At 60.8% G+C, this 22,800-nt stretch carries 26 protein-coding genes; 13 read left to right on the forward strand and 13 right to left on the reverse strand.

Annotated elements, in window-relative coordinates; translation table 11 throughout:
* Nucleotides 1-236: 236 nt before the first annotated feature.
* Nucleotides 237-581: an antitoxin Xre/MbcA/ParS toxin-binding domain-containing protein gene (locus FFS60_RS22430; RefSeq protein ID WP_171016558.1), complete on the reverse strand. Its 345-nt coding sequence runs from the start codon at nt 579-581 to the stop codon at nt 237-239.
* Between the two features lie 416 nt (nt 582-997).
* Here FFS60_RS22430 and FFS60_RS29275 point away from each other — a divergent pair, with 416 nt between their 5' ends.
* Entirely contained in the window at nt 998-1,339 is a 342-nt protein-coding gene (locus FFS60_RS29275) for a hypothetical protein (RefSeq protein WP_305955955.1), read from the forward strand.
* Between the two features lie 289 nt (nt 1,340-1,628).
* Here FFS60_RS29275 and FFS60_RS22445 read toward each other — a convergent pair whose 3' ends face one another.
* Nucleotides 1,629-4,319 carry an AAA family ATPase gene (locus tag FFS60_RS22445; protein WP_137823190.1) on the reverse strand — a complete coding sequence of 897 codons (2,691 nt, stop codon included), beginning with the start codon at nt 4,317-4,319 and terminating at the stop codon, nt 1,629-1,631.
* 341 nt (nt 4,320-4,660) lie between these two features.
* Here FFS60_RS22445 and FFS60_RS22450 point away from each other — a divergent pair, with 341 nt between their 5' ends.
* A complete protein-coding gene (locus FFS60_RS22450) occupies nt 4,661-5,116 on the forward strand; it encodes a TlpA disulfide reductase family protein (RefSeq protein ID WP_256658129.1) in 456 nt (151 codons plus the stop codon).
* A 6-nt stretch (nt 5,117-5,122) separates the two neighbouring features.
* On the forward strand, nt 5,123-5,587 hold the full coding sequence (locus tag FFS60_RS22455) for a cytochrome c biogenesis CcdA family protein (RefSeq protein ID WP_137823192.1): 465 nt from the start codon (nt 5,123-5,125) through the stop codon (nt 5,585-5,587).
* A 403-nt stretch (nt 5,588-5,990) separates the two neighbouring features.
* Here FFS60_RS22455 and FFS60_RS22460 read toward each other — a convergent pair whose 3' ends face one another.
* Nucleotides 5,991-6,989, reverse strand: a complete 999-nt coding sequence (locus FFS60_RS22460; protein WP_137823193.1) for a DNA-binding protein — start codon at nt 6,987-6,989, stop codon at nt 5,991-5,993.
* 179 nt (nt 6,990-7,168) lie between these two features.
* On the opposite strand from FFS60_RS22460, the gene FFS60_RS22465 reads away from it, so the two are divergent.
* On the forward strand, nt 7,169-8,140 hold the full coding sequence (locus FFS60_RS22465) for a site-specific integrase (protein WP_137823194.1): 972 nt from the start codon (nt 7,169-7,171) through the stop codon (nt 8,138-8,140).
* Nucleotides 8,141-8,467: 327 nt separating this feature from the next.
* Here the strand turns inward: FFS60_RS22465 and FFS60_RS29105 are convergent, their stop codons facing one another.
* The 7 genes from FFS60_RS29105 to FFS60_RS22505 form a co-directional block, all read right to left on the reverse strand.
* Nucleotides 8,468-8,695, reverse strand: coding sequence for a GDCCVxC domain-containing (seleno)protein (locus FFS60_RS29105; protein WP_081668038.1), 228 nt, complete (start codon nt 8,693-8,695; stop codon nt 8,468-8,470).
* A gap of 222 nt (nt 8,696-8,917) precedes the next feature.
* Nucleotides 8,918-9,379 carry an isoprenylcysteine carboxylmethyltransferase family protein gene (locus FFS60_RS22480; protein WP_137823195.1) on the reverse strand — a complete coding sequence of 154 codons (462 nt, stop codon included), beginning with the start codon at nt 9,377-9,379 and terminating at the stop codon, nt 8,918-8,920.
* 157 nt (nt 9,380-9,536) lie between these two features.
* Complete coding sequence (locus FFS60_RS22485) at nt 9,537-10,409, reverse strand: sterol desaturase family protein (RefSeq protein ID WP_028628363.1); 873 nt, start codon at nt 10,407-10,409, stop codon at nt 9,537-9,539.
* Between the two features lie 74 nt (nt 10,410-10,483).
* Complete coding sequence (locus tag FFS60_RS22490) at nt 10,484-11,212, reverse strand: helix-turn-helix domain-containing protein (protein WP_028628364.1); 729 nt, start codon at nt 11,210-11,212, stop codon at nt 10,484-10,486.
* Nucleotides 11,213-11,223: 11 nt separating this feature from the next.
* A complete protein-coding gene (locus FFS60_RS22495) occupies nt 11,224-11,421 on the reverse strand; it encodes a hypothetical protein (RefSeq protein ID WP_028628365.1) in 198 nt (65 codons plus the stop codon).
* Nucleotides 11,418-12,812, reverse strand: a complete 1,395-nt coding sequence (locus FFS60_RS22500; RefSeq protein ID WP_028628366.1) for a heavy metal sensor histidine kinase — start codon at nt 12,810-12,812, stop codon at nt 11,418-11,420. Before FFS60_RS22500 ends, FFS60_RS22495 begins: the two co-directional genes overlap by 4 nt.
* The gene (locus tag FFS60_RS22505) at nt 12,809-13,492 is read right to left on the reverse strand and encodes a heavy metal response regulator transcription factor (RefSeq protein WP_028628367.1); all 684 of its coding nucleotides are present in this window, start codon (nt 13,490-13,492) and stop codon (nt 12,809-12,811) included. Before FFS60_RS22505 ends, FFS60_RS22500 begins: the two co-directional genes overlap by 4 nt.
* 210 nt (nt 13,493-13,702) lie before the next feature.
* On the opposite strand from FFS60_RS22505, the gene FFS60_RS22510 reads away from it, so the two are divergent.
* The 8 genes from FFS60_RS22510 to FFS60_RS22545 all read left to right on the forward strand — a co-directional run bounded on the left by FFS60_RS22510 (nt 13,703) and on the right by FFS60_RS22545 (nt 20,255).
* Complete coding sequence (locus tag FFS60_RS22510; protein WP_137823196.1) at nt 13,703-14,062, forward strand: co-regulatory protein PtrA N-terminal domain-containing protein; 360 nt, start codon at nt 13,703-13,705, stop codon at nt 14,060-14,062.
* 166 nt (nt 14,063-14,228) lie between these two features.
* Nucleotides 14,229-14,789, forward strand: coding sequence for a plastocyanin/azurin family copper-binding protein (locus FFS60_RS22515; RefSeq protein ID WP_137823197.1), 561 nt, complete (start codon nt 14,229-14,231; stop codon nt 14,787-14,789).
* A gap of 149 nt (nt 14,790-14,938) precedes the next feature.
* Nucleotides 14,939-15,478 carry a plastocyanin/azurin family copper-binding protein gene (locus FFS60_RS22520; protein WP_028628370.1) on the forward strand — a complete coding sequence of 180 codons (540 nt, stop codon included), beginning with the start codon at nt 14,939-14,941 and terminating at the stop codon, nt 15,476-15,478.
* A 98-nt stretch (nt 15,479-15,576) separates the two neighbouring features.
* The gene (locus FFS60_RS22525; protein ID WP_028628371.1) at nt 15,577-15,831 is read left to right on the forward strand and encodes a DUF2933 domain-containing protein; all 255 of its coding nucleotides are present in this window, start codon (nt 15,577-15,579) and stop codon (nt 15,829-15,831) included.
* 3 nt (nt 15,832-15,834) lie between these two features.
* Nucleotides 15,835-18,219, forward strand: coding sequence for a heavy metal translocating P-type ATPase (locus FFS60_RS22530; RefSeq protein WP_137823198.1), 2,385 nt, complete (start codon nt 15,835-15,837; stop codon nt 18,217-18,219).
* Nucleotides 18,220-18,355: 136 nt separating this feature from the next.
* A complete protein-coding gene (gene dsbG / locus FFS60_RS22535) occupies nt 18,356-19,123 on the forward strand; it encodes a thiol:disulfide interchange protein DsbG (protein WP_137823199.1) in 768 nt (255 codons plus the stop codon).
* Between the two features lie 87 nt (nt 19,124-19,210).
* Nucleotides 19,211-19,411, forward strand: coding sequence for a heavy-metal-associated domain-containing protein (locus FFS60_RS22540; protein WP_137823200.1), 201 nt, complete (start codon nt 19,211-19,213; stop codon nt 19,409-19,411).
* Between the two features lie 94 nt (nt 19,412-19,505).
* On the forward strand, nt 19,506-20,255 hold the full coding sequence (locus FFS60_RS22545) for a TraX family protein (RefSeq protein WP_137823201.1): 750 nt from the start codon (nt 19,506-19,508) through the stop codon (nt 20,253-20,255).
* Here FFS60_RS22545 and FFS60_RS22550 read toward each other — a convergent pair.
* The 3 genes from FFS60_RS22550 to FFS60_RS22560 are packed head-to-tail and all read right to left on the reverse strand — an operon-like array spanning nt 20,224 to nt 22,164.
* On the reverse strand, nt 20,224-21,027 hold the full coding sequence (locus FFS60_RS22550; RefSeq protein ID WP_028628376.1) for a DUF2063 domain-containing protein: 804 nt from the start codon (nt 21,025-21,027) through the stop codon (nt 20,224-20,226). The two genes, FFS60_RS22545 and FFS60_RS22550, sit on opposite strands and share 32 nt — an antisense overlap.
* Nucleotides 21,018-21,857, reverse strand: coding sequence for a DUF692 domain-containing protein (locus FFS60_RS22555; RefSeq protein ID WP_137823202.1), 840 nt, complete (start codon nt 21,855-21,857; stop codon nt 21,018-21,020). Before FFS60_RS22555 ends, FFS60_RS22550 begins: the two co-directional genes overlap by 10 nt.
* A 46-nt stretch (nt 21,858-21,903) precedes the next feature.
* On the reverse strand, nt 21,904-22,164 hold the full coding sequence (locus FFS60_RS22560; protein ID WP_028628378.1) for a DUF2282 domain-containing protein: 261 nt from the start codon (nt 22,162-22,164) through the stop codon (nt 21,904-21,906).
* Nucleotides 22,165-22,457: 293 nt separating this feature from the next.
* Between FFS60_RS22560 and FFS60_RS22565 the strand changes: the two genes are divergently transcribed.
* Nucleotides 22,458-22,658 (forward strand): co-regulatory protein PtrA N-terminal domain-containing protein, encoded by a 201-nt coding sequence (locus tag FFS60_RS22565; protein ID WP_028628379.1) that lies wholly within the window; start codon nt 22,458-22,460, stop codon nt 22,656-22,658.
* Nucleotides 22,659-22,800: the final 142 nt, after the last annotated feature.

The following is a 22,800-nucleotide window of genomic DNA, read 5'->3' on the forward strand; positions in this document are numbered from 1 at the left end:
ACTTGAAGGCGGTGTCAAAGCTTCTACGGGTACGTGATGTCATGTCTTTCTGGGTCCTCGTTGGGGATGATCATCCCCTATCGAGGTGTCCACGAGAATTAGACCAGTACACTAATGGGGCTACCTCCCCTACCCTGCGCTTTGTTCGCCGGGCTCAATTACCGAGTTCCGAGGCGGAGGTTAGGCGCACCACCTGCGTTGGCTGCTATACGCTGCGACGGCGTCAGTTGCTGCCCTTACTGGTATACGCCGTACTCGAGCCGCCCCAAAAAGGCAGTCAACTGCTCGTAGTCGGCGGACTCTTTGATCATGTCCAGGGGGACCTGCCGGTCTAGCCCCATAGCTGGAACGGTGAACCAGCGTTCTGCTGCAGCACCGGAACCAAACACAATTTCCGCGTGGGCGGATACGGCAATCAATCTGAGCAACCGCTCCCCATTGGCGGGCTTCAAGTGTGCAGACGGCTCGTGCAGCCAGCGGCGCAAGGTCCGTTCAGAAATGCCTAGGGCGCGACATACCAGAGGACGCTTCTGAAGAAGTGGTGCGCTCCGGGCGGCGTAAAGCAATTCGTTGAGCGTCATACTGGTGCCAGGTACTGCGAAAGACTCCGTTGAAAGCCCAGACGGTGAGAGTAGATGGAGCGCTCGCTGCGCCAAGGCTTCCAGTGCAGTGGTAGATAACTCGCGAACTACATTCATCTTTATAGTCCTGGGGCTTTACCGGCTTCTGCCCTCCCCCATAAGGCCGCGGGACAGACCACCCTGAGGCCTCAAAGCGAGGCGGAGGTAAAACCAGCCGCCCAACGGAGGCTGGCACAGACCTAGGTTCGTCACCAGTATGGGCGCTGGGAGAGGCTTCACTAGGGCGGCTGAGGGATTCTACGCCCACCGGCGCTGGTGAGGCACCCGGCAGCGATAAAACGTGGTCGGCGCCGATTGCGCTTTGTCCGTTAGGCGTGAGCACCAACGGCTAACCTGATCGCTAGGAGGTTTGGCCTATGAGTTGGAAATTAACTTGCCAGGACGCCGCTGACGGCAGCGGCGACCTGGTCCTTGAGCTGCCGGACGATCTAATGCAGGCCGCCGGATGGAAGGTGGGCGACGTTCTGGAACTGGAGGGCGACCTCGCGCATGGCGGCGCTATTCAGCTTAAGAAGACCGTGCTGTGCGACGTGTGTGGTGCTGGCACTGTCGAAACAGGACATGGTGTGCTTGAGGCGCGGTGGCGAGATGGCGAGTGCGAAGGTCTGTGCCTGTGCAAGGTCTGTTTCGATTACGCAATGGCCACACTCCGCCGCGAGCATGACGTACGCCACCTGTTTGATGAAGAGGGACAGTGAGCTAGGACTGCGACTAAAGCGGGGAACGAGTTTTTGCTCGTGAACCCGACTCATGGGCGAATAGCCGTAGGGAGCCAACCATCACTTTGCGGGTCGGCATTTATATGCGTCTCCCTGCCCTAGGCTTGAATCCGTGCAACTGGACCTTGAGGAGCTGGCCGCATGGGTTCGGTCTGCGCAGGCCTGCCTTACCCCCTTGGTCAATCTTGCGCCCGACCACGAGCAGTAGACCAGCCACGCCTTCGATCAAGCCGAATCCCGAACAGCGATCGGCTTGAGCTCGGAAGGACTAGCTGCCGAAAACCTTCTTGCGTTGAGTCGTTCGCTCACCGCGCTGAGTCTCGTAGGCCTTACGACGTGCCGTCGCACGATCAACTAGGTCCATCACCAAGGCGATGTCGCGGAGCAAGTCCTCGCGCGGTGGAAGCGGGAGTTGGCGCTCCCCGGGGGTGTCGTGGGCCTCGGTCGCCTCGCAGGCCCGCGCATAGGCTGCCTGCAGCGCTTCCCACTCGTCCTGAGGGTGCCCCACCACGACGCCGAACGAATCCACGCTGACGACGTCGCTGAAAGGCTGGACTGTGTTGTTCAGGAAAACCTCACGAATCGCTCGCTCGATCGTCCCTCTCAGGCTGGTGTAGCCGGCTGAGATCTGGCGCTCGATCTCATCAGCCGGGTACTCACTTGTATCAGCGTTCAGCGCTTTTGTGCGCGCACGCAGATCATTCAAGCGGGCCTTGGTGTCCATCGTGGTCCAGGTCAGCCCCTCGCTCACCAGCCCAGGCGAATCATCCCAACTGATGGTCTTGTAGTTGGCCGACCTCTCCGCTCTCTGAAGCGCCATGGCGAGTTCGGTCAAGAACACGGCGTCATGTGTCAGCACCAGTACCTGACGCGATCCGGACAGAGCCACCAATCGTCGGGCGATGGCCCGGCGGTAAACATGGTCCAAGGACGTGGAAGGATCGTCAAACACCACCGTTGACGTGTGCGGTAGTGATTCGAGTTCGGCCAGGAACAAGGCCAACCCCAAGGCTCGCTGTTCACCTTCGGACAGCACTTTGGAGGCTTTTGCTGTGATGTCCTTCAGGCGCAGCGTCACCTTGGTCACGCCGAGATCCGTACGCCCGGTCAGGTCCGGCTGTACCCGGCGCTTATAGCCCAGGGCCTTCAACTCGGCATTCATGGTGTCGGCCAAGGCCTCGGTCACATGCGTGGCGGCCAGGGCCGTCAGTTTGCGCGACACCGCCTGTGGGTTGAGGGCGCCATGACAGCGGTTCAGTTTGTCATGCACCTGGCTGTCCTGGATAAAACGCTCAACTGCAGTGAGTTGGCCGGATAGACGTTGTCGAGCCTCCAACTCCGCCAGCTCCCGGGTCAGGGCCAAACGTACGGCGGGATCGGCGGACGTGCGCAGGGTATTGGCGTCGGCTCGCAGTGAGGCGGCCCTGTCCGCGAACGTGCTAACCAGATTTGCCTCTGGCGGAAGCAGCGCTGACTCGGGGGCCCAGTTTCCAGCTTGCAGTGCTTGGGTGACCCAGGTGTGCCGAACGGTCCAGACGGACTCTGCTGTAGTTACGGCGGCGTGCAGATCAGGCAGACGCTCGGCCACCTCAGCCAGCGTTGGCGCGTCCAGAAGGCTAAGGTCGACGGCCTGCACCTTCCCGAGAGCCTCAAGGCGCGCAGCTTTGGCTGCCTGGGCGTCCGCGGTGGCGCTGTCGGACACAAAGGCCGCAAAGCGGCGCATGCGCTCGGCCGCATTCGCTGAGTAGGGTTGCTGGCATAGCACACAGTGCGCGTCCGATTCAAGGTGCGGGAACGGGTGCTCGGGATAGGCGGTCTGCCGCGAAAAGGCTTCGGCGGCACGATACATTGTTTGCCACACTGCGTTGCCCGTGCCCTCCAGCAACGTGGCGGCGAGCGTGCCTGTTGCTGGCGTGTCACTGCCGTCCTGTACGTCCGAGCCGTGGAGCCGCGCTTGCGTCAGTTGCATGGCGAGTTGCGTGGCCTTCTCAGCCTCAATCAGTTCTTTCGCCCGCGCAATGGCTCTATCATTCACCCAGCGCTGGACAACGGCCGCACGCCCCTGTGCTTGATCCAGGCGTGTAGCCAGGCGCTCCAAGGCCAACGCCCGGGGTGCAGGATCGGTTTCCAGCAACGTTCGCTTCAGAAACTCCAGCCGCCGGAGTTCTTCGTCACTGACCGCCCCCAACCGTGCAAGTATTGCCCGGTCCGAGCCTGCCCCCAGGTTGGCGATATAACGGCCGACCTCGGTGTCACCTTTCAACGGCTCGAACTGGCGAGTATCCAGGACCAGCGCCGTGCGTTCGGCCGCGATGCGGGTTTGCAGATCGCGCTGAAGCAGGACCAAACGGGTGAGATGGGTCAAGCCGTAAGGCTGAAATGCTGGAGTGCCTTCCGCGTCGATGTAGTCGTGGGCACAGGCCACGTCGTACACCGAAACCGAGCTCAAATGCGGATGGGTCGGCCCGCTCTGGACCCAACGCACCTTATCTGGTGTTCCATCCACCAAGATGGTGAATTCCGCGGAGGGCGGCCGGGGTGGCGTTGCTGCCTCAAAGGCGTTCGGCAATACCTCCACGCGATGCCTGGCTTTACAGGCATTCTTAAGGACACGGGCATAGCCGGATTTACCGGCACCATTGTGGCCGAAAAGGATGGTCATGCCGTCCGGCGCCACGTCAAAGGCACGACCGGAAGGGAAGCCGTTGACCTGATCCAGCCCGGATACACCGACCAATCTGACGGTGGCGCCACTACCAGCGCCCGGGACGTCATCCAGGCTGAACGGTCTGCTGCCAGCAACGGCCATGCCATCTCCTTCCTGCTCCCGCACCATTTGCAGGATGGTGTCGATGTCAGCCCGAGAAAGTTCAAGCTGCGCAAAGATTCGGCGTAGCGCCTCTTGCTGCCAGGGTCTCAGCCCGCTAGTCCACGCGATGATCTCGTCCAACAATGGCATAGCCGTCTCCTTCGCCTGAGCAGCCGATTAAAGGGGGGGGTTAAAGAGATGGCAAGCGGCGAAGCTGGTCGAGCTTCAGTCCTTCCGTGGCGCTATAGTCGCTTGTAAAGGCAATTCGCCGCAGGGAAAGCGCATTGCGCCCAGCCGGCGCCGGTCAGACGATTCATAGCGATGGCAGCTAGAGGTTTGCGATGTACTGCATCACGGCCTTGGCCGGGAGGTATTTCTACCGCTTGGGATGCCGCCGGGCCTGCTGGTTGCTCCTGTGCCTTGTCCTGATACCAGCGGCATTACCCGTCATGGGCGCCGAACCATCATCCGAACTTCGCACACGAGCCGAGTTGCTCATCTGGCCCGAGCCCAAACCGGTGGAGGCGGTCAGTTTCGTCGATGGTGAAGGGAAACCACGCAACTTGGCCGACTTCCGGGGCAAGGTGGTTCTGCTTAACCTCTGGGCCACCTGGTGCGGCCCTTGCCGCCAGGAAATGCCGACCCTGGATCGCCTGCAGGCGCAGCTTGGCAGCCCTGATTTTCAGGTCGTTGCGCTGTCCATCGACCTGGATGGGCTGCGGGTCGTGCGCGACTTCTATCGCGAGGTCGGCATCCGGCACCTCGGTATTTATATCGATGAGAATGCATCGGCGATTTCACAACTCGGAGCGTTCGGCCTGCCAGCCATCCTGCTGCTGGACCGCGAGGGTCGAGAACTGGGGCGCAAGCTCGGCGAGGCCACCTGGGATAGCCCGGAGGTCGTCGCGTACCTGCGGGAAGTGATTGTGTCGAACGGGAGACAATAGGCGGCCATGAGCCTGGGTGGCATCGGTATCCTCAGCGCCTTCGCGGCAGGCATGATCTCCTTCCTGTCCCCCTGTGTGCTGCCGCTTGTACCCGGTTACCTGTCCTATGTCGCTGGTCGCTCAGTCGACGAGCTGCAGGAGCTGGATGGCCGACGCGAGCAACTGGTGGTACTGGGCATGAGCTTGAGTTTCGTGCTTGGCTTCGCCACGGTTTTCATCGCGCTGGGAGCCAGCGCTACGGCTATCAGCCGATTGCTGTTGGCTTACCGGCAGGAAGCCAATCTGGTGGGCGGCGTGATCGTGATTGCCTTCGGCCTGTTCATCACCGGTCAGATCAACCCACGCTGGCTGAATATGGACGTGCGTTACGTCCATCAGCTCAAGTCCAGTGGAGGACCTCTGGCCGCGTATGTATTGGGTGTGGCGTTCGCTTTCGGCTGGACGCCCTGTATCGGGGTCATGCCGAGATAAGGGGAAAATTCATTCATTTGGTCTGTAACTAATTGTTAAATATGAGTTTTCCATCAGCCTTGGCTTTCGGTTTTGAAATCATCCGCCGACGATTTTTTCGGCGCTCAACGGAGCTTTCAATGCGCGCCTCGCGACGGCCATCCCAGTACCAGCACTCCGCTCCCATCGTGCCGCAGGTACTGATCATTGGGGATGGTTGCTCAGCGCTTTCGAATCCACTAGCAGGCAGCAACGCGAATTGCTTAGGGACTCCAGTTAGCGCTCGATAAAGGCAGCAAATCTGTGCTGATTAGTTGAAAATTCCGGTTCAGTCGAATTATGCGCAATTATGTAAAAATCCATAATTTCCAATTCGAGTGAATGCGCACGCCGCAGCACCTTCGCACCGAGCCGGCGCATTGCGTCAGGCTTGATGGACGCTACCGGCCTCCGCTGGTGGGTGGCTAAGGTATTTCAACTGTGCAAGGGCCTCGGCCAAGCGTTCCTGGAGGCTATGGACCAGTAGGCCCTGCATGTCCCTGACTTCGCCCAGGCGCGCAACTTCACCTTGTAGCGTGTCGCAGCGTTCCCGCAAGGCGCTGTTCTCCTGCTCGGCCTGGGCCCAGGTGTGTTGCCCGTTCGCCAAGGCCTGTTCGTGCTGCTCCAGTTTCCGCTGCCGGGATTGCAGGTCTTTCTGCTGCTGACGGGCCTCTGCCAGCAGGCGGGCGTTATCGCGGTTCAGTTGGGTCAGTTCGTCCTGCTTGATCATCAGTGTCTGTTGCAGCTGCCGCAGTTCCAATTGCAGTTGCTGCACTTGCGCCTCGTGTCGGCGCTGATCCTGCTCACGCTGCTCCTTGGCGGCCTGGCGGTAGTGCTCTAAGGCATCGCGCGCGTGCTGATGTTTCTCTTCCAACGAGCGAATGTGCCCGTCGCGATCCTGCAACCGTGTATCCAGGTCGTGGTTGGACTGGAGCAAGCGGGCATTCTCGACCTCGGCCTGCTGACGGGCTTGCCGTTCTTGCTGCAGCTCCTGTTGCGCCGCCTGCAACTGCTCGGTCAGGCCGACGCACTGGGCTTCAAAGTGCTGGCTGCGGTCCTCGGCCTGGCGTAGCCGGTCCTGGTGGTCTCGGCGCTCGCGGGCCAGTTGCTCGCGCTCCTGGGCCACTCCCGCTTGCGCTTCCTCCCGCAGTTGCTCGGCCAGGTGTGCCACCAGGTTGGACAACTGGTCAGTGAGCGGTATGGGAGCCGTTCCACGCCCCTGGTCCGCCGCCTCCAGCTCCTTCAGATAGCGGTGGATGGTAGTTTTCGAGCCGGTATTACCCAACTCAACGCGGACGGCGTCAATGCTGGGATGCTCGCCCCGCGCCAGGATGGCCTGCCGGGCCTTCTGAACCAGCGCTTTGTTGATGCCGCCACGGGCCATAGCTGCTCCTACGATTTCGTATTAGATTACATACCATGTATTTACATTCTAATTATGAGGTAAACCCGACCAAGCTGTGGCTATTTTTTCTGATAAAATAATGGAAGCTTATTCAATAGGATGGGCAAAAACGGTCGGTTGACAACCGTTTTCCAGTACACAAAGGGCAACCTAGGGCGATGAAGGACGTCGGGCGCTATCTGCAAGCCGGTACGCGGGAAAACACTCGCCGCAGCTACCAATCGGCCATCGAGCACTTCGAAGTGACTTGGGGCGGCTTCCTGCCCGCCACCAGCGACGCCATCGTGCGCTACCTGGTGGACTACGCCGACACCCTAAGCCTCAGCACGCTCAAACAGCGCCTGGCCGCCCTGGCCCAGTGGCATATCAGCCAGGGCTTTCCCGACCCGACCAAGACACCCATGGTGCGCCAGGTGCTCAAGGGCATCCGCACCTTGCACCCGGTCCAGGTCAAGCAAGCGGCGCCGCTGCAATTGCTGCACCTGGAGCAGGCGATCCTCTGGCTGGAGCAGGAAGCGGTTCGTACGTACCAAGCCGGTGAATTGGTCAGCTACTTGCGCTGCCGGCGCGATGCCGCGCTACTCCTGATCGGCTTCTGGCGGGGCTTTCGTAGCGATGAACTGTGCCGGCTGCAGGTCGAACACATCCAGGCCGCAGCCGGTGCCGGCATGACGTTGTTCCTGCCCTGGAGCAAGGGGGATCGGCACAACCTCGGCATCACCCACTACGCCCCGGCGTTGAAACGCCTCTGCCCCGTACAGGCCTACCTGGACTGGATCAGTGCGGCCGGAATTGTCCGGGGGGCGGTGTTCCGCCGGCTGGATCGGTGGGGCCACTTGAATGAAGAAGCCTTGAATTCTGGCAGCCTAATCAACCTGCTGCGCCAGATCCTCCAGCGCGCTGGCATCCCGGCTGAGCTGTACACCAGCCATTCGCTGCGGCGTGGCTTTGCCACCTGGGCCACGGCCAATGGCTGGGACCTCAAGGCGCTGATGACCTATGTGGGTTGGAAGGACATCAAGTCGGCGATGCGCTACATCGACCCCGCCATTTCCTTTGGTGGCCTCGCCGCTAGGCCCGCCGTTGAACTGCCTGCCGGCACTTTGACGCAGTTGCCAGCTTCTCCCTAACTTCGGCGCACGACGGGAAGTTATCTGCCATTCAGCAGTCCTGCTGGATTGGCTTACACACCACCGTCACATCATCGAAGCTTGGAATGAGTCCTACCGCCTGCGGCACAGCAGCTTGGTGGCGCAGACAAAGATCAATTCACGCAAACGAAAGCACCAAGAAGACGCCGAGACGGTGAATGACAAATAATGTTGAGATGACGGAAGACGCTGCGTGGTGAGCATGCCCCAAGCGACGCAGAGCTAGCCAGGCAGTATCAACGGTCGCTGTGGACTCGTGCTGTACCGTTCAACTTGGGTACTCGGCCATGGCTGCACTCGACAGCCTCATCGGCGAGATGGTTTCCCGCAGTATTCACGTCGCTGCTGCATCGGCGGGCACTTGACTGAGCCAAATGAGCAGAACACACAACAGTCACCGGGATTAGGCCGTAGCAGCGCTTTGCAGTTGCTGCACTCGTAGTTGAACTGGCAGGCGTCCGTGGGCATCGTTTCCTGCCTGGCGAAGCCGCAGTGCGGACAGGTCAGCACGGACTGAAGAATAATGGCATTCATCGCGTCCTCGGTTCTGCCCCTAGCTGGATAGCCCGCGCTCCTTGGGCCCTCCCCAGAGCGTCTAGCTGGAGCTAGTCAGCCGCATAGGCGACGGTGATCGCTGATTCTGGGCTATGATCAAAACTGTTCCGTGTAATTTTTCCTTGAGAGACCGCCTTCGGGCGGTCTTTTTTGCACTTGCTCCCTCCGGTGCCCGATCAGAATTAGCCAAACACGTGGCGTCTACAACCACCTACGTACGCGCGTGCGATAGGCGGCGAAGTCCTCTCCGAACAAGCTCGCCAATGCTTCCTCTTCCGGACCGATTTGGAATCGATTCATGTAGAGCATGAACCCGGCCACGCCCAGCAGCGCCACGGGTGAGCTGAGGTAGATCGACCAGGCTACCAAGGCGATGGAGAACCCAAGGTACATGGGGTTTCGCGTATGGTGGTAAATGCCCGAGCTAACCAAGGCAGAGGCCGTTTCCGGCCTCAGCGGGTTGACGGTGGTTCTGGCTCGACGGAAGGACAGCACGCCAGCCAGGCAGACCGCTGCCCCCACCAGCAGCACGGCAACCGAGGCCGCTAGGTGCCAGTTGGCGGTTGCTTCAATGTCAGGCGCTTGAGGTGTAATCAACCACATCAGCACCCCGAACACGGTGGCGACCAGGGGCGGAGGTACACGGTGCTCCAACCAATTCATGGTGTCAGTTCCTCTCCAACTCGTTTTCCGACAGCACCAGATTACAAGGACGGTCAGGCGTGCGATGAAATTCGCCACGACCTCATAACCTACGGGGTTGGCCAGTAGATCAATGGGGGAGTTTCTGACGAGTGGACCTAAGTGGCTGTACGGCCACTTAGGTTTCGCCAAGCTTAGACTTCCTTCTAAACGGCGCGACCAACTGGGCGCCATAGCTCGTTGGGTAGCCCCTTTCCAGGAGCCCCACCTGCGCGTCGCCGAGCTTGCCTGCGCTGTCATAGAAGGTCCCGAGCAGGTGATCCCACACTAGGAGGAACTCGCCGAAATTGACCTGGACATCCTCGAATTCACGCTTGTGGTGCCAGCGGTGCGTTTCCGCAACGCCGATCACCTTGCGCAGCCAACCGAGTGAGTAATCGAGGTTCGAGTGCTGAAATGCCAGCTGCACGGTGAGGATGCCAAACCAGGTCGCCACTGGGGCAGACGGTGTTCCCAGCGCAAACAGCACGAGAAGGCCCGGCCCTGCCATGATCGCTGCATGCAGCGGATGGCGGCGTTCGCCATTCATCCAGTAGAGCCGTTCGGCACTGTGGTGGGGGGCATGCAGCCGCCACAGCCACGCCACGTGATGGCTGAGCCGATGCATGGCGTAGAAACTGAGATCCAGGACCGCTGCAACGATTAGTACTTGGCACCAAAGCGGCAGGTCCGTTGGGAAGACGCGGGCTGCGTCAGGCACCAAATCACCCAGTCGAGCCAGTACCGTGGCGGTGAACTGGATGACTGACAAGTTCACGATCATATGCAGGAGATCGGTCAGGGTATCTTCATGATCCTCTAGCCAGCTCTCTCGGAACGGCTGCAGACGTTCCAGCATCGCGATCACCAGAATCGCCCCTGCGGCCATGATGGGGGTGACAGGCCAGTATGGAACACCTTCGTAAAGCAGCCAGAGCATTCCGGCCGCCGTACCGCCAAAGATGGCGGGATAGCTGAACCAGCGGATCATGAACCTGGAGTAATTGCCCATCGTAACGTCCTCCCTGCGGTGATCATCACTCTGCGCCGCTCGGCCGGGGGCACGCTTGAACGAAAAAGCTGACTTCAGCTGCTCAGGCTGACGTGGCCCAGGGCCGAAGTCGGATCGAGACCAAACAGATTGCGAAAGGTCCGCGAGAAGTGCGCGGCATCAGCGAAGCCGGCCGCATGGGCGGCATCGGTCAGGCTGCGTCCTGCCGCTATGTGTTGCAGCGCCGCGACCAGGCGGCTCCATTTCCGGTAACTGCGCAGCGGCAAACCGGTCTGCTCAACGAACCAATGAGAAAACCGGGTCGGTGAAAGGTGGACCAGCCTGGCCAGGTACTGTCGGCCATGCGTCGACGCGCGCAAGGCCACGAGGACCGTCTGCAACCGCGGATCGATTTCCGATGTGACGGTCAGGTTGAGGACGTCGCGAACCCTCTGCTGCACGTCTTGGGTCGTGAGGTCCGGCGTTTCCAGCAAGGCCTGCAAGGCGGCGACATCCTGCACCTCTATGGCCGCGAGGTCGGCTCCGGCATGGAGGGCATGCGCCTCTAGGGACAGCGCATCAAGGTAGATCGACAAGACCGCCACTGCCTCGATCCGATGCATTACTCCGGCTCGGATGCAGATGGCACGCGCGCTGACGCTCGTCTCCGGGGTGTCGACGGTCAACTCGCCGGTTAGACCAATCGTGATCTGATGGGCCATGTGGCAATGCCAATCGTGGCTACCCGCCTGCCCCAGAAACACGCCCAGCCCGGGTGAAATCCAGGCTTTGCCACGCCAGCCGATACCCTGCGTTGCGTTCATTCAGCGGCGCCTCAGGGTTCCACATCCCGTTGGCTGGTAATTTTTTGCACTTCGGCCTGGAACGCTTCATCGAGCAGGCTGGGCTTCTTTCGCCAGGGCTGTCGATCGGGCTTGCGCTGGGCGGCATACATCACCACCTCGCCACCGTCCCGCTCAACGAAGTTGCGTGCTTGCTGCTCCAGTTCCGCTCTCAGCTGCTCTTTGGTCATGCGGGCTCCTTGGCTTCTTCTGACCGGGGAAACTCCATGTGAAAGGCGGTACGGCCGTGTGCGGAGGTACACCAGATCCTGCCGCGGTGGGCTTCGACAATTGACCGGGTGATCGCCAGCCCGAGACCGGCATTGCTGGGACTGCCCTCCCGACGGGCGGGGTCGGCCCGATAGAACCGGTCAAAGAGGCGCTTGAGATGCTCTGGCGGGATGGTCTCGCCGGGATTCTCAACGCTCAAGGTGGTCGATGCGCTGGTCTGGGTGATCTTCACCGCGATGGTTTTACCGGGCGGGGTGTAGCGCAGGGCGTTGGAAAGTAAGTTAGAGATGGCGCGATCCAGCATTAGCACGTCACCGCGGACACTGCCCCATCCGGAAATCTTCAGCGATATCCCCCGGTCATCCGCCATCAACTGGTAGTACTCGAACAGCTTGCCGACGATCTTTTCCAGCTCAACCTGTTCGCGCTGCGGCACGATCAAACCGTTGTCCGCCTTGGCCAGGAACAGCATGTCATCGATTATTCGTGACATGCGCTTGAGGTCATCGAGGTTCGAGTACAAGTTTTCTTCATACGCCTCTAGATCGCGTTTTCGCGACAGCACGACCTCCGTATGAGTCATCAGGTTGCTCACCGGGGTCCGCAACTCGTGGGCGATATCGGCGGAAAAGTTGGAGAGCCTTACGAAGGCCTCATCCAGCCGAGCCAACATCGCGTTGAATGACGTCATCAACTGCTGCAGCTCCAACGGAACAGGCTCCATCGGAATGCGTTCCTTGAGGGATCTGGCCGACATCGAGGCGGCCATCTGGGTCACTTGTCTCAGTGGGCGAAGCCCGCTGCGTGCGACGATCCAGCCCAGCCCCGCACTGACCAAGGCGCTGATGATCAGCCCAATGGTGAACCAGCGCTGCAAGGCCTCAAAAAAAGCCATGTGGTGGGTCACGTCCAACACTAACAACAGGGTCAATGGGGCCGCCAGACCCGGGACGTTGAGCTCGGCTGTCAAGCCGCGGTACATAAACTCCTGATCTTCCCACTCCCACATGGTGGGGGCTGACCTGACGCGGAGCCCTTGGGGAACATTCACCATAGCCGGTTCCGCGAACAGCACCTGGCCATCGCTGTCCAGAATAATGGCCGCAAGATCCCGGTGGGCGCCCAGCAGCGCGCTTAGCTGGGGCTTCAACTCGGCAAAGTTGGTCACACTGGGAAGCCCCTGCAGGATGCTTTGTGCCGACTCCAGTTTTTCCACCAGGACCTGGCGATCCAGCGACTTGAAATGGCGCTGGCTCAGGTGGTTGAAGCTCAGCCCGGCCACAGTCAGCACGGCGGTGACGGCGAGCATGAACATCAGGCTCATGCGCGCGGTCAGTGAAAGGTGCCTCATTCCGGCTCCGGCCCATCAAGCATGTAACCCATGCCGCGGGCGGTATGGATCAGCTTCACCGCGAAGTCATCATCGATCTTCGCTCGCAGACGGCGGACAGCCACCTCGATCACATTGGTATCGCTGTCGAAGTTCATGTCCCAGACCTGTGACGCGATCAGCGATTTCGGCAGCACTTCGCCACGTCGGCGCATCAGCAGTTCGAGCAGGGAGAACTCCTTGGCCGTCAGCTCAATACGCTTTCCACCGCGCGTGGCGCGGCGCTTCAGCAGGTCCACTTCAAGGTCCGCAATCCGCAAGATCGCCTGAGTTGGCGCGCTGTTGCCGCGGCGCAGGAGGGTCCTGACCCGCGCCAGGAGCTCGGAAAACGCGAAGGGCTTGATCAGATAGTCATCGGCGCCCAGTTCAAGCCCCTTCACTCGGTCTTCGACGCCGTCCCGGGCGGTCAGGAACAGCACGGGAACGTCTTTCCCGGCGGCGCGAACCATCCGCAGCACTTCCCACCCATCCAGCCCCGGCATCATCACGTCCAGGATCAACAGGTCATAGGACTCGCTGAGCGCATGCTGAAGGGCATCGGTGCCCGTCATGACCCGGTCCACATTGAAGCCAGCCTCGCTGAGGCCCTGTTGCAGGTAGGTACCGGTTTTCGGTTCGTCTTCAGCGACCAGGAGTTTCATGCGCGGCATATCCAGAAAGGCAGGTGTCGAGAGTTTGCAGGCAAAGATGGTCCCCAACCACAACCTTACGAAAATGTAATCCTGGCTTCAGGCCTCTGTCAGGGAGCGTTGTCTAGGGTTGCAAACAAGAGCGCGCCGTAAGCGCTCGCCCGGCACTCGCTGAGATGACGCAACGGCGCCGGCCACCGCCTCTTGTAAGGAGACTGCCCGATGAAATCACTGAAACCCCTGTTGCTGGCTGGTTCGCTCCTGCTGTCGTCGGCTGTCTGGGCCGAAGGCGGGAGCGATCGCACTTTCCAGCGCATCGAGCAGATGCGTGATAAAGCCGAAGCCGTGCTGATCCAGGCGGAAAAGGCGCCTGCAGGCGAGCGTCATGTGCACATGAAAGAGCACATGAAGATGCTGGACGACATCATGACCCAGCTTCACAACGAGCACCCGAAGCCGGGCATGACGGCCGAGGAGCACCTGGCCTGGATGGAGCAGCACGACAAGCTGGTGGACGACGTCCTGGGGCAGATGATGCGCGAGCACAAAATGATGATGGCCGACAAAGAATGCCATCCGTAAAGAAATTCCCCACCTTCCAGGCCTTTCGTGATTGCTCCTTTGGCCTAGCGGCGCCTCTTTGGCGCCGCACTTTTTATTGCTGACGCATTTGTAGTTTGGGGGTAAGCCGCCCGACAGGAAGTGGGCAATAGCATGAGATTTTCAACCATCCCAGCGAGGTCTCATCATGAATAGCAACCGTCCCAAAACGCTGATCGCAGCGCTGTTGTTGGCCAGCACGCCTCCCGTCTTTGCCGACTCGACTGGCACTGATTCCAGCGCAGCTCGGCAATCCCCGCCCACGCCCACCACCCGCACCGTCTTTGTCCAGCTGGATGACATCAGTTACGGCACTAAGTCGATCGATGTGAAACCGGGCGAGACCGTCCGCTTTGTGCTGAAGAACGAGGGCGCATTGATGCACGAGTTCAATATCGGCCAACGCGCATCCCAGCTCGAACATCAACGCGAGATGGCCGCCCTGATGAAGGACGGCACCCTGACACCGACGGGCAAGGCGAAATCCATCGTTTGGCGTGAGCGTAATACCGGCCCTGGCGACTCCAGCCCACCTGGATATCCGGAAGTTGTAGAGGCGAAGCACGACGATCCGAACGCCGTGCTGGTTGCGCCCGGGACAACCAAGGAATTCGTCTGGACCTTCACCGATGCCACCAACCTGAACTTCGCCTGCACCCTGCCGGGGCACTACCAAGCCGGAATGGTGGGCGACTTTGTGATGCGTTGAATCGACGACCCATGCCCCCGGCGCCCCTTACCGGGGGCATGAGGCCTCGCCGAACCTTACAGATCTGTAGTTTTCGCGTAAGTCTGCCGGCAGCTCCGCCTGGCTAGCATCAGAGGCGTTTCAAACCACACCATCTTGCGAGGTTCACCATGAATAACGGCAAGCTTGCTTCTTCCCTGATTGCCATTGCCTCCCTGCTTACCGGTGCAATCGCTCAGGCCGATGCGGGCCACGCGAAGGATGAAGTCGGGCGCCCCGGCACCTTGGCAGAAGTTGACCGCACCATCGAGGTAATAATGGGCGATGTCTACTTCGCCCCGGAAAGCATCGATGTCAAAGACGGCGAAACCATCCGCTTCGTGCTGAAGAACGACGGCGCGATGTTACACGAGTTCAACCTGGGCAAAGCGGCCGCCCATGCTGCTCACCAGAAGGAAATGGCCGCCATGTTCCAGAACGGCACGCTCACCCCGACGGGACGCAATCAAGACATGCGCGCCATGGACCATACGATGGGGGGCATGAAAATGGTCGGCATGGAACACAATGACCCCAACAGCATGCTGGTCGAACCTGGGGCCACTAAGGAGCTGATCTGGACGTTCAATAAAACTACTGGGTTGCAGTTTGCCTGCAACGTGCCCGGCCACTACCAGCTCGGCATGGTCGGTTCGGTCAACGTGAAGTGAGCGGCATTGATTGGCGTCAACTGGTGAACACGGGGTGTCGTCTAGGCTGAGGTACGCGGCAGCGGACGACATCTCCATCTCAGCTCAGGAGTTGAATCATGACGGAAACCCATCGCCATGGCACCGAACCGGCCACGCCCTTCTGGCGGAGTAAAGGGGGAGTCGCGCTGATCATGCTGGTTGTGATCGGCCTGTTCTATGTGGCACGGGAACACTATGGCCACCTGTCCCTCGCTTTACCCTACTTGATCCTGCTGCTCTGCCCGCTGATGCACCTCTTCGGGCATAACCATGGCGGGCATTCTCACCAGAGCCGCGAAGACTCGACCAAGACGGACAACAGAGGGAACTAGTCCATGCCCACCGCCTCGTGCCAGCACGACAATGACCACTCACCCCAGCATGAGCAACCGGATGGACGTCAGCACGATCCGGTGTGCGGCATGGCGGTGCCGCCGGACAGTCGTTTTAGCGAGCAGTACCAGGGGCAAACCTATCGCTTCTGCAGCGAGAAGTGCCTGAGCAAGTTCCAGGCGGAACCTGCGCGATACACCGGCGCAACCGGCAACCATGCGCATGCGGGTCACGGGCACGCCAACCATGGTCAGCCTGCCGTCGCGAAACCGGCGGGTGCAGGTGTTGCCGAATACACCTGTCCGATGCACCCGCAGTTCCGCCAACCCGGCCCTGGCAGTTGTCCGATCTGCGGAATGACCCTGGAGCCGGTAATCCCGGAGCTGGAAGAGGAGGAAAATCCGGAGCTCAAGGACTTCACCCGACGGTTCTGGTGGACCCTGCCACTGACGGTCATTGTGACGTTGCTGGCCATGACGGCGCACCAGATGCAGTTGCTCCATGGCGCTACCCAGAACTGGGTGGAGCTCGTGCTGGCGACGCCGGTGACCCTGTGGGCCGGCTGGCCCTTCTTCGTTCGTGGGGTCGCCTCGATCCGTCACCGCAGTCCCAACATGTGGACGCTCATTGGGCTTGGGACGGCAGCCGCCTACCTCTACAGCGTGGCCGCGACCTTGGTCCCTCAAGCCTTTCCGGCGACCTTCATGCAGGACGGCCGCATCGGCGTTTACTTTGAAGCGGCCGCGGTCATCATTTCGCTGACGCTGTTGGGACAAATGCTTGAGCTTAAGGCGCGCTCGCAAACCTCCGCAGCCATCAAGTCACTGTTAGGCCTTGCCCCCAAGACCGCTCGCCGCATCAAGGCCGATGGCGAAGAGGAAGACATCCCCCTGACCCACGTTAATACGGGGGACCAACTGCGGGTCCGCCCAGGTGAGAAGGTCCCAGTCGACGGGATCGTGCTGGAGGGCGAAAGCGCCGTCGATGAATCCATGCTGACCGGCGAGCCCGTACCGGTGATGAAAAAGGCCGGTGAGCCCCTCATCGGGGCCACGCTCAACACCCATGGCAGCCTGGTGATGGAAGCACAGAAAGTCGGCGCAGAAACGGTGCTGTCGCAGATTGTGCAGATGGTCGCACGCGCCCAGCGTTCGAAGGCGCCCATGCAGCGCATGGCCGATGCCGTCGCCGGCTACTTTGTCGTGGGGGTGGTCCTGATTGCGGTCCTGACCTTCTTCGGCTGGGGGCTTTTCGGGCCCGAGCCTGGCTGGGTATTTGGCCTGATCAATGCGGTCGCGGTGCTGATCATCGCCTGTCCGTGCGCGCTGGGCCTCGCCACGCCGATGTCGATCATGGTGGCGACCGGCAAGGCTGCCGGTAGCGGCGTGCTGTTCCGGGACGCCAGCGCCATCGAAAATCTGTGCAAGATCGACACCTTGATCGTGGACAAGACTGGCACCTTGACCGAAGGGCGCCCCGTGTTTCACAGCGTTGTGGGCACCAATCGCTTCGCCCCGGCCGAGGTCCTGCGCCTAGCGGCCAGCCTGGACCAGGGCAGCGAGCACCCATTGGCCCACGCGATTGTCGATCATGCGCGGGCAGTCGGGATTGTCCTGACCAAGCCCGATGCCTTCGAGTCCGGCTCAGGCATTGGCGTTCGTGGCCAGGTGGAAGGTAAACATCTTGAGCTCGGCAACACCGCTTTGATGGAAGAAGCTGGGTTGGATATCACCCCGCTCAGAGAGCGGGCCGAGCTACTCCGTCTTGATGGCGTGAGCATCATGTATCTGGCTGTTGATGGTGTGCTGGCCGGAATTCTGGCGGTGTCCGACCCGATTAAACCGAGCTCCAAGGAGGCAGTGACCAAGCTTCAGGGCGAAGATGTAAAGGTCATCATGGCCACCGGTGATGGCGTTACCACGGCGCGCGCGGTCGCGAAGCAGCTGGGTATCGAGGAAGTCCACGGCGAAGTGAAGCCACAGGACAAGGAGAAGCTGGTGGCCGACCTGCAGGGATACGGCCGGCGAGTCGCGATGGCGGGCGATGGGATCAACGACGCCCCCGCACTGGCGCGTGCCGATGTCGGGATCGCCATGGGAACCGGCACCGACGTGGCGATGAGCAGTGCCCAAGTGACCCTGGTGAAGGGCGACCTGATGGGCATCCTGCGCGCTCGGAAACTTTCCGTGGCCACCGTGAAGAACATGCGCCAGAACCTGGGTTTTGCCTTCCTCTACAACGCGATGGGCATACCGTTGGCGGCTGGTTTGCTCTATCCGCTGACGGGGCATCTGCTGTCGCCGATGATTGCCGCACTGGCCATGAGCGTCAGCTCCGCCTCAGTGGTCTTTAACGCGCTGCGCCTGCGGCGTACGGATATAGGCTAAATCGTCCAGCTACCAAGGTAAGGCAAGCAGCGCGAAGATACGTGGTGTTACCAGTCGCCAGGTCGTACCTGATCGGTGAGATAACCCCCGTGATACTCGCGGGGGCCCTAGCGATTACGCGAGAGAGGCCTTAGCCATGATGCGCCACAAGCACCTCCTCCTGTTGTTCACCCTAGTCAGCTCACTGCTCGTCCCGGTTACGCAGGCCGAGGAATTGCCAGCGCCCATCAAGGCGATTGAGGCTCGCGGCGCCACCATCGTGGGCGAGTTCACTGCGCCTGGCGGCCTGCGTGGCTATGCCGCGCGCTATAACGGCCAAGGGCTGGCTCTTTACCTCACGGCCGATGGCCAGCACGTCCTGGTCGGGACCCTGTTCGACGCCCAAGGCGAAGACCTGACGAGCGCGCCACTGAACCGACTGGTTTATGAGCCGATGGCCAAGGAGATGTGGGCGCGCCTGGAAGGCAGCACCTGGATCGCCGATGGGCGCAAGGATGCCCCACGCATCGTCTACATGTTCGATGATCCGAACTGCCCCTACTGCAACCAGTTCTGGCACCAGGCGCGGCCTTGGGTTGAGTCCGGCAAGGTCCAGCTGCGTCACATCATGGTTGGGTTGCTCAGTCCCGATAGCGTGGGCAAAGCCGCCGCCCTGTTGACAGCCAAGCAGCCGGAAGTCGCCCTGAAAGAGCATGAAGCCGCCGGCAACGCCAGCAAGCTCAGCGCGCTGCAAAACATGCCCGCGGACGTCCAAAAAAAGCTCGACGCCAACCTGGCGCTAATGAGCGAGCTTGGGGCGGTTGCCACGCCAGCGATCTTCTATCGGGATGACGGCGGTCGCCTGAAGATGCAGCAGGGACTGCCGCCAGCGCAGGGTCTGGTAGACATCATGGGGCCGAGATAAGTGCTTTGCGGGCTTGACCTTGCCATCGTGTCAAGGTCGAAGCTGCATGTGCGGCAAGAGATGCCGTTCCAGCATGAGAGGCTCGCTATGTTCGTCTTGGAAGTTTCCGGTATGGGCTGTGGCAGTTGTGCCAGCAAGATCACCAAGGCCATCCAGGCAGCAGATTCGGAGGCCACGGTCACGGTCGATCGCGCTGCCGGTAAGGTGAGTGTTGAAAGTGTCGTCGCAGCCGAGCGCGTGAGTGAGCTGGTACAGGCATTGGGTTATCCCACCCGGGTCAGAGCCTAGTGGCCCTGGCTTCAGGTCGGCCCCGAAAGGGGCCGGTACTGACAGTGACTCTCACGCTTAAGGCTGGGACAGTCGCCCTGGGCCCGCAGGCCGGATGACTGCGCTGATGCAGCTGCCAGTAGCCTCAAGGCGCAATGCCAGCCTGGATCTCATCAAGTGGGTCGCCATGGCGACCATGCTGATGGATCACCTCCGCTATCTGTGGCCAGACGCGCACTGGCTGTTCGTCGTTGGCCGGATGGCCTTTCCGCTGTTCTGCCTGGGAATCGCCACCAACGTCGCTCGCTCCCGTCCCGGTGATCTGTTCACCGATAGCAACGTACATTATCTGGGCTGGCTGATCGCCTTCTCCGTGATCTCCGAGTTGCCCTATCGGTTGCTTTCGCCGTTGAGCAGCACGCTCAATGTGATGCCAACCCTGATGCTGGGGATGCTCGTGGCTTGGGGTATCCACCACCGCGACCGCACGAGCTCGTGGCTGGCCCTGGCGACGCTGCTGATCGCCACCGCACTGCACTCACGTTTGATGTATGGCGCATTCGGGGTGCTATTGCCGGCCGCCATTCTTCTCAGCCTTCAGCGGTTCTGGGGGTGGTGGTTGCTCCCGGCGGCCACGGCCGCGTTGGCCAATAGCCGTACTCGATGGCTCGCTGATAGCGGACTGACGGTAGAGACGTTGGCACCCCTCATCACCGCGTTTGCTACGCCGATGGCGGGACTCTGGCTGCTTCGTCAGGCATTTGCCCCCGCCATTTGGCCAGTTCGGCGCTGGGGGTACCTGTTTTATCCCGGACACCTGGCGGCTCTGCAACTCATTCGGGTTGCGCTGCAGCACCTGTCCTGATCAGCAGCTCTTCGGAAATCCACTGCTTGAGCCAGGTGGCGGCCTGCATGGGAGCCTGTTCCCCGGTCGTTTCGAACAGCGCGATGCACAGATCGGCAAACGACAGCTGGTCCCGCACCATCAACTGCAGCGCTGCGGCCTCCAGCGGGTCGAGCGTCCGGAATTGGCAGGTCAGTCCGTGTCGCCAGACCAGGCAAGTCAGCGTTTGTTCCAACTTCTGGCATTCGGGAATAGCGGTTTCGGCCTTGGCCGCTTTCCAGATCTCCAGCGCATTTGAACTCAAATTGAGCCAGCAGACGCTGGGGTGTAGCCGCACCGTCAGGCCGGTCCAGTCCTCCGGCCCGAAGGTGGCCATGTCCTGCAGCGATAAAGGCATTTCGTCAACCGCATCGAAGGCCAGCGTGAAGGCCCATTCCAGCTCGGCCAGCTCTCGTAGCTGCGATGCCTGGGGTTCGGCGAGGAAATCGCTGATGAACCCGGGAAACTGCTCACCCAGCCAGCGCAAGCTGAAATGCCGTGGCGGCCAGGCGTCAATGTAGGCGTGGGCCAGTTGTTCGAAGGCCTCGGTGCCCAGCCAGTAGTGGATGGCGGGAAAGTCTTCGCGAAGTGCGGACAGCAGCCGAGCCCGGTAGGCATGGTGATAGACCCGCAGACCATCTTCTGCCGAGAGCGCCTCGCTCCCGCGCAGCTGTTGCAGCAGCTCAGCGGGCGCAGCGCTGTCGCCGTCCAGTAGGTAGCGTTCGAACGCCTGTTGCAAGGTAATCAGGTGCATGCGGCAGCCTCCAACCGTCTGGCCGCGACCGCCCGGGCTTTCTCCAACTCGTCCAGCAGATCGTTCAGCGGGGGGAAGACATCATCGCGTTCAATCAAGGTCGCCCGGGGGCCTAAGTGCTCGATCGTCCGCGCATAAAGGTCCCACACCGGATCGGCGATCGGTTGGTCGTGGGTATCGATCAGGTAGTGGCCGTAGTCACGGTGACCGGCCAGATGGATCTGACGAATGCGTTCCGGGGGCAGTTTCTGGATGAACTGCCAGGCGTCAAACCCCTGGTTGCGGGCGCTCACGTAGACATTGTTGACGTCCAGGAGCAGCTCGCAGCCCGTCAGCTCACTCAGTTCGTGGAGGAAAGTCGCTTCGCTCATCGTTGACTCGTTCCACTGCGCATAGGCCGATACGTTCTCCAGCACGAGAGGTCGCTCGATAATGTCCTGCACCAGGCGAATCCGAGCTGCGACGTGCAGCAGACTTTCCCGAGTGAAAGGTAGCGGCAGCAGGTCGTGTAGGTGATGCGCGTTGCCACGACTCCAGCACAGGTGATCAGAGATCCAGAGGGGGTTTACCCGCTCGGCGAGCAGTTTCAGTTGGCGCAGGTAATCGTGATCAATGGCGTGGGGACCGCCAATCGACAGCGAAACGCCGTGCATGACCAGTGGGTAGCGCTCCTTGATGGCGTCCAGGAAGTAGAGCGCCTTGCCGCCGCCGACCAGGTAGTTTTCCGAGATGATCTCGAACCAGTCGATGGCGGGGTCTTGCTCCAGTATCTGGTGGTAGTACTCGCTACGGAGGCCCAGCCCAAACCCAAGAGTGCTGCGCTCGTTCATTCAGGACTCCCAAGGGGGAGTGACGAGCACTCCCCACGGCAAGACATCACTCGCTGGTCCGGCCACCAGCTTCATCGCATTTGGCCTTGGGCATCAACTTGAAACCCTGGCCTTTGCAGGCGCCTTGCCCCTGGCAGGCGTTCTTGGCGGTCATGCAATCGTTCTGGCCTTTGCAGGCATTCACCCCGAAGCACTTCACGTCAGCGGTTTTGGCATCTTGAGCGGCTTGTGCAGGCAGGGCTGCGAACAGGCTTGCAGCAACGAGGGCCAGCGCGGCACCGGTCGCGGCGGTAGTTTTGGTCGACATAAGGCTATCTCTCATGGTGATGGTCAGAGTCCGGCCGGGCTTTCGTTGCTGGCGCAGCACGCGACAACTGGAGGGCCTGGCAGCCGGCCAGAGCGCGCTGAGGACTGTCTCTACCCGGCATGCCCTGGACACTACAGAGCAAGCGGGAGGCTCTACAAGAAGGAAATGCCAACCTTACAGAACTGTAATGTTCAGCTCAGGTTGCTGACAGCACAGGGCGGTTAAGGTGACTTCGAGTCTGACACTCAGCCCGCACATGCAGGGCTACCCCGTCCATATTTGAGGAAAACCATATGAAATCCATGAAAGCCCTGTTTATTGTTGCTGCCTTGACTGCCTCGTCCTTCACCATGGCCGCTGGTGGCGGTGATCGGACCATGGCGCGGGCTGACAAGCTCGCCCAGGCGTCGATGGAAGCCTACCGCCTGGAGCAGCAGAAGGCCGAGTCGTCGGTCGCTGAAAAGGCCAAATCGGCTGAGCATGCCAACTGCTGAGTCGGGAGCGCGTTGGCCAACCTTACAGAAATGTAATCATCTGAAAGGTTGGGATGTGGCAGCTTCTACGCTCGCGGGCGCGTGCATCAAGGATGGCGACCGCGGGCATGCCAACTAGAGGGTAGGAATCACCTGGTGCGGC

This window comes from Pseudomonas sp. D(2018) (assembly GCF_005502555.1).
GTDB lineage: Bacteria > Pseudomonadota > Gammaproteobacteria > Pseudomonadales > Pseudomonadaceae > Metapseudomonas > Metapseudomonas resinovorans.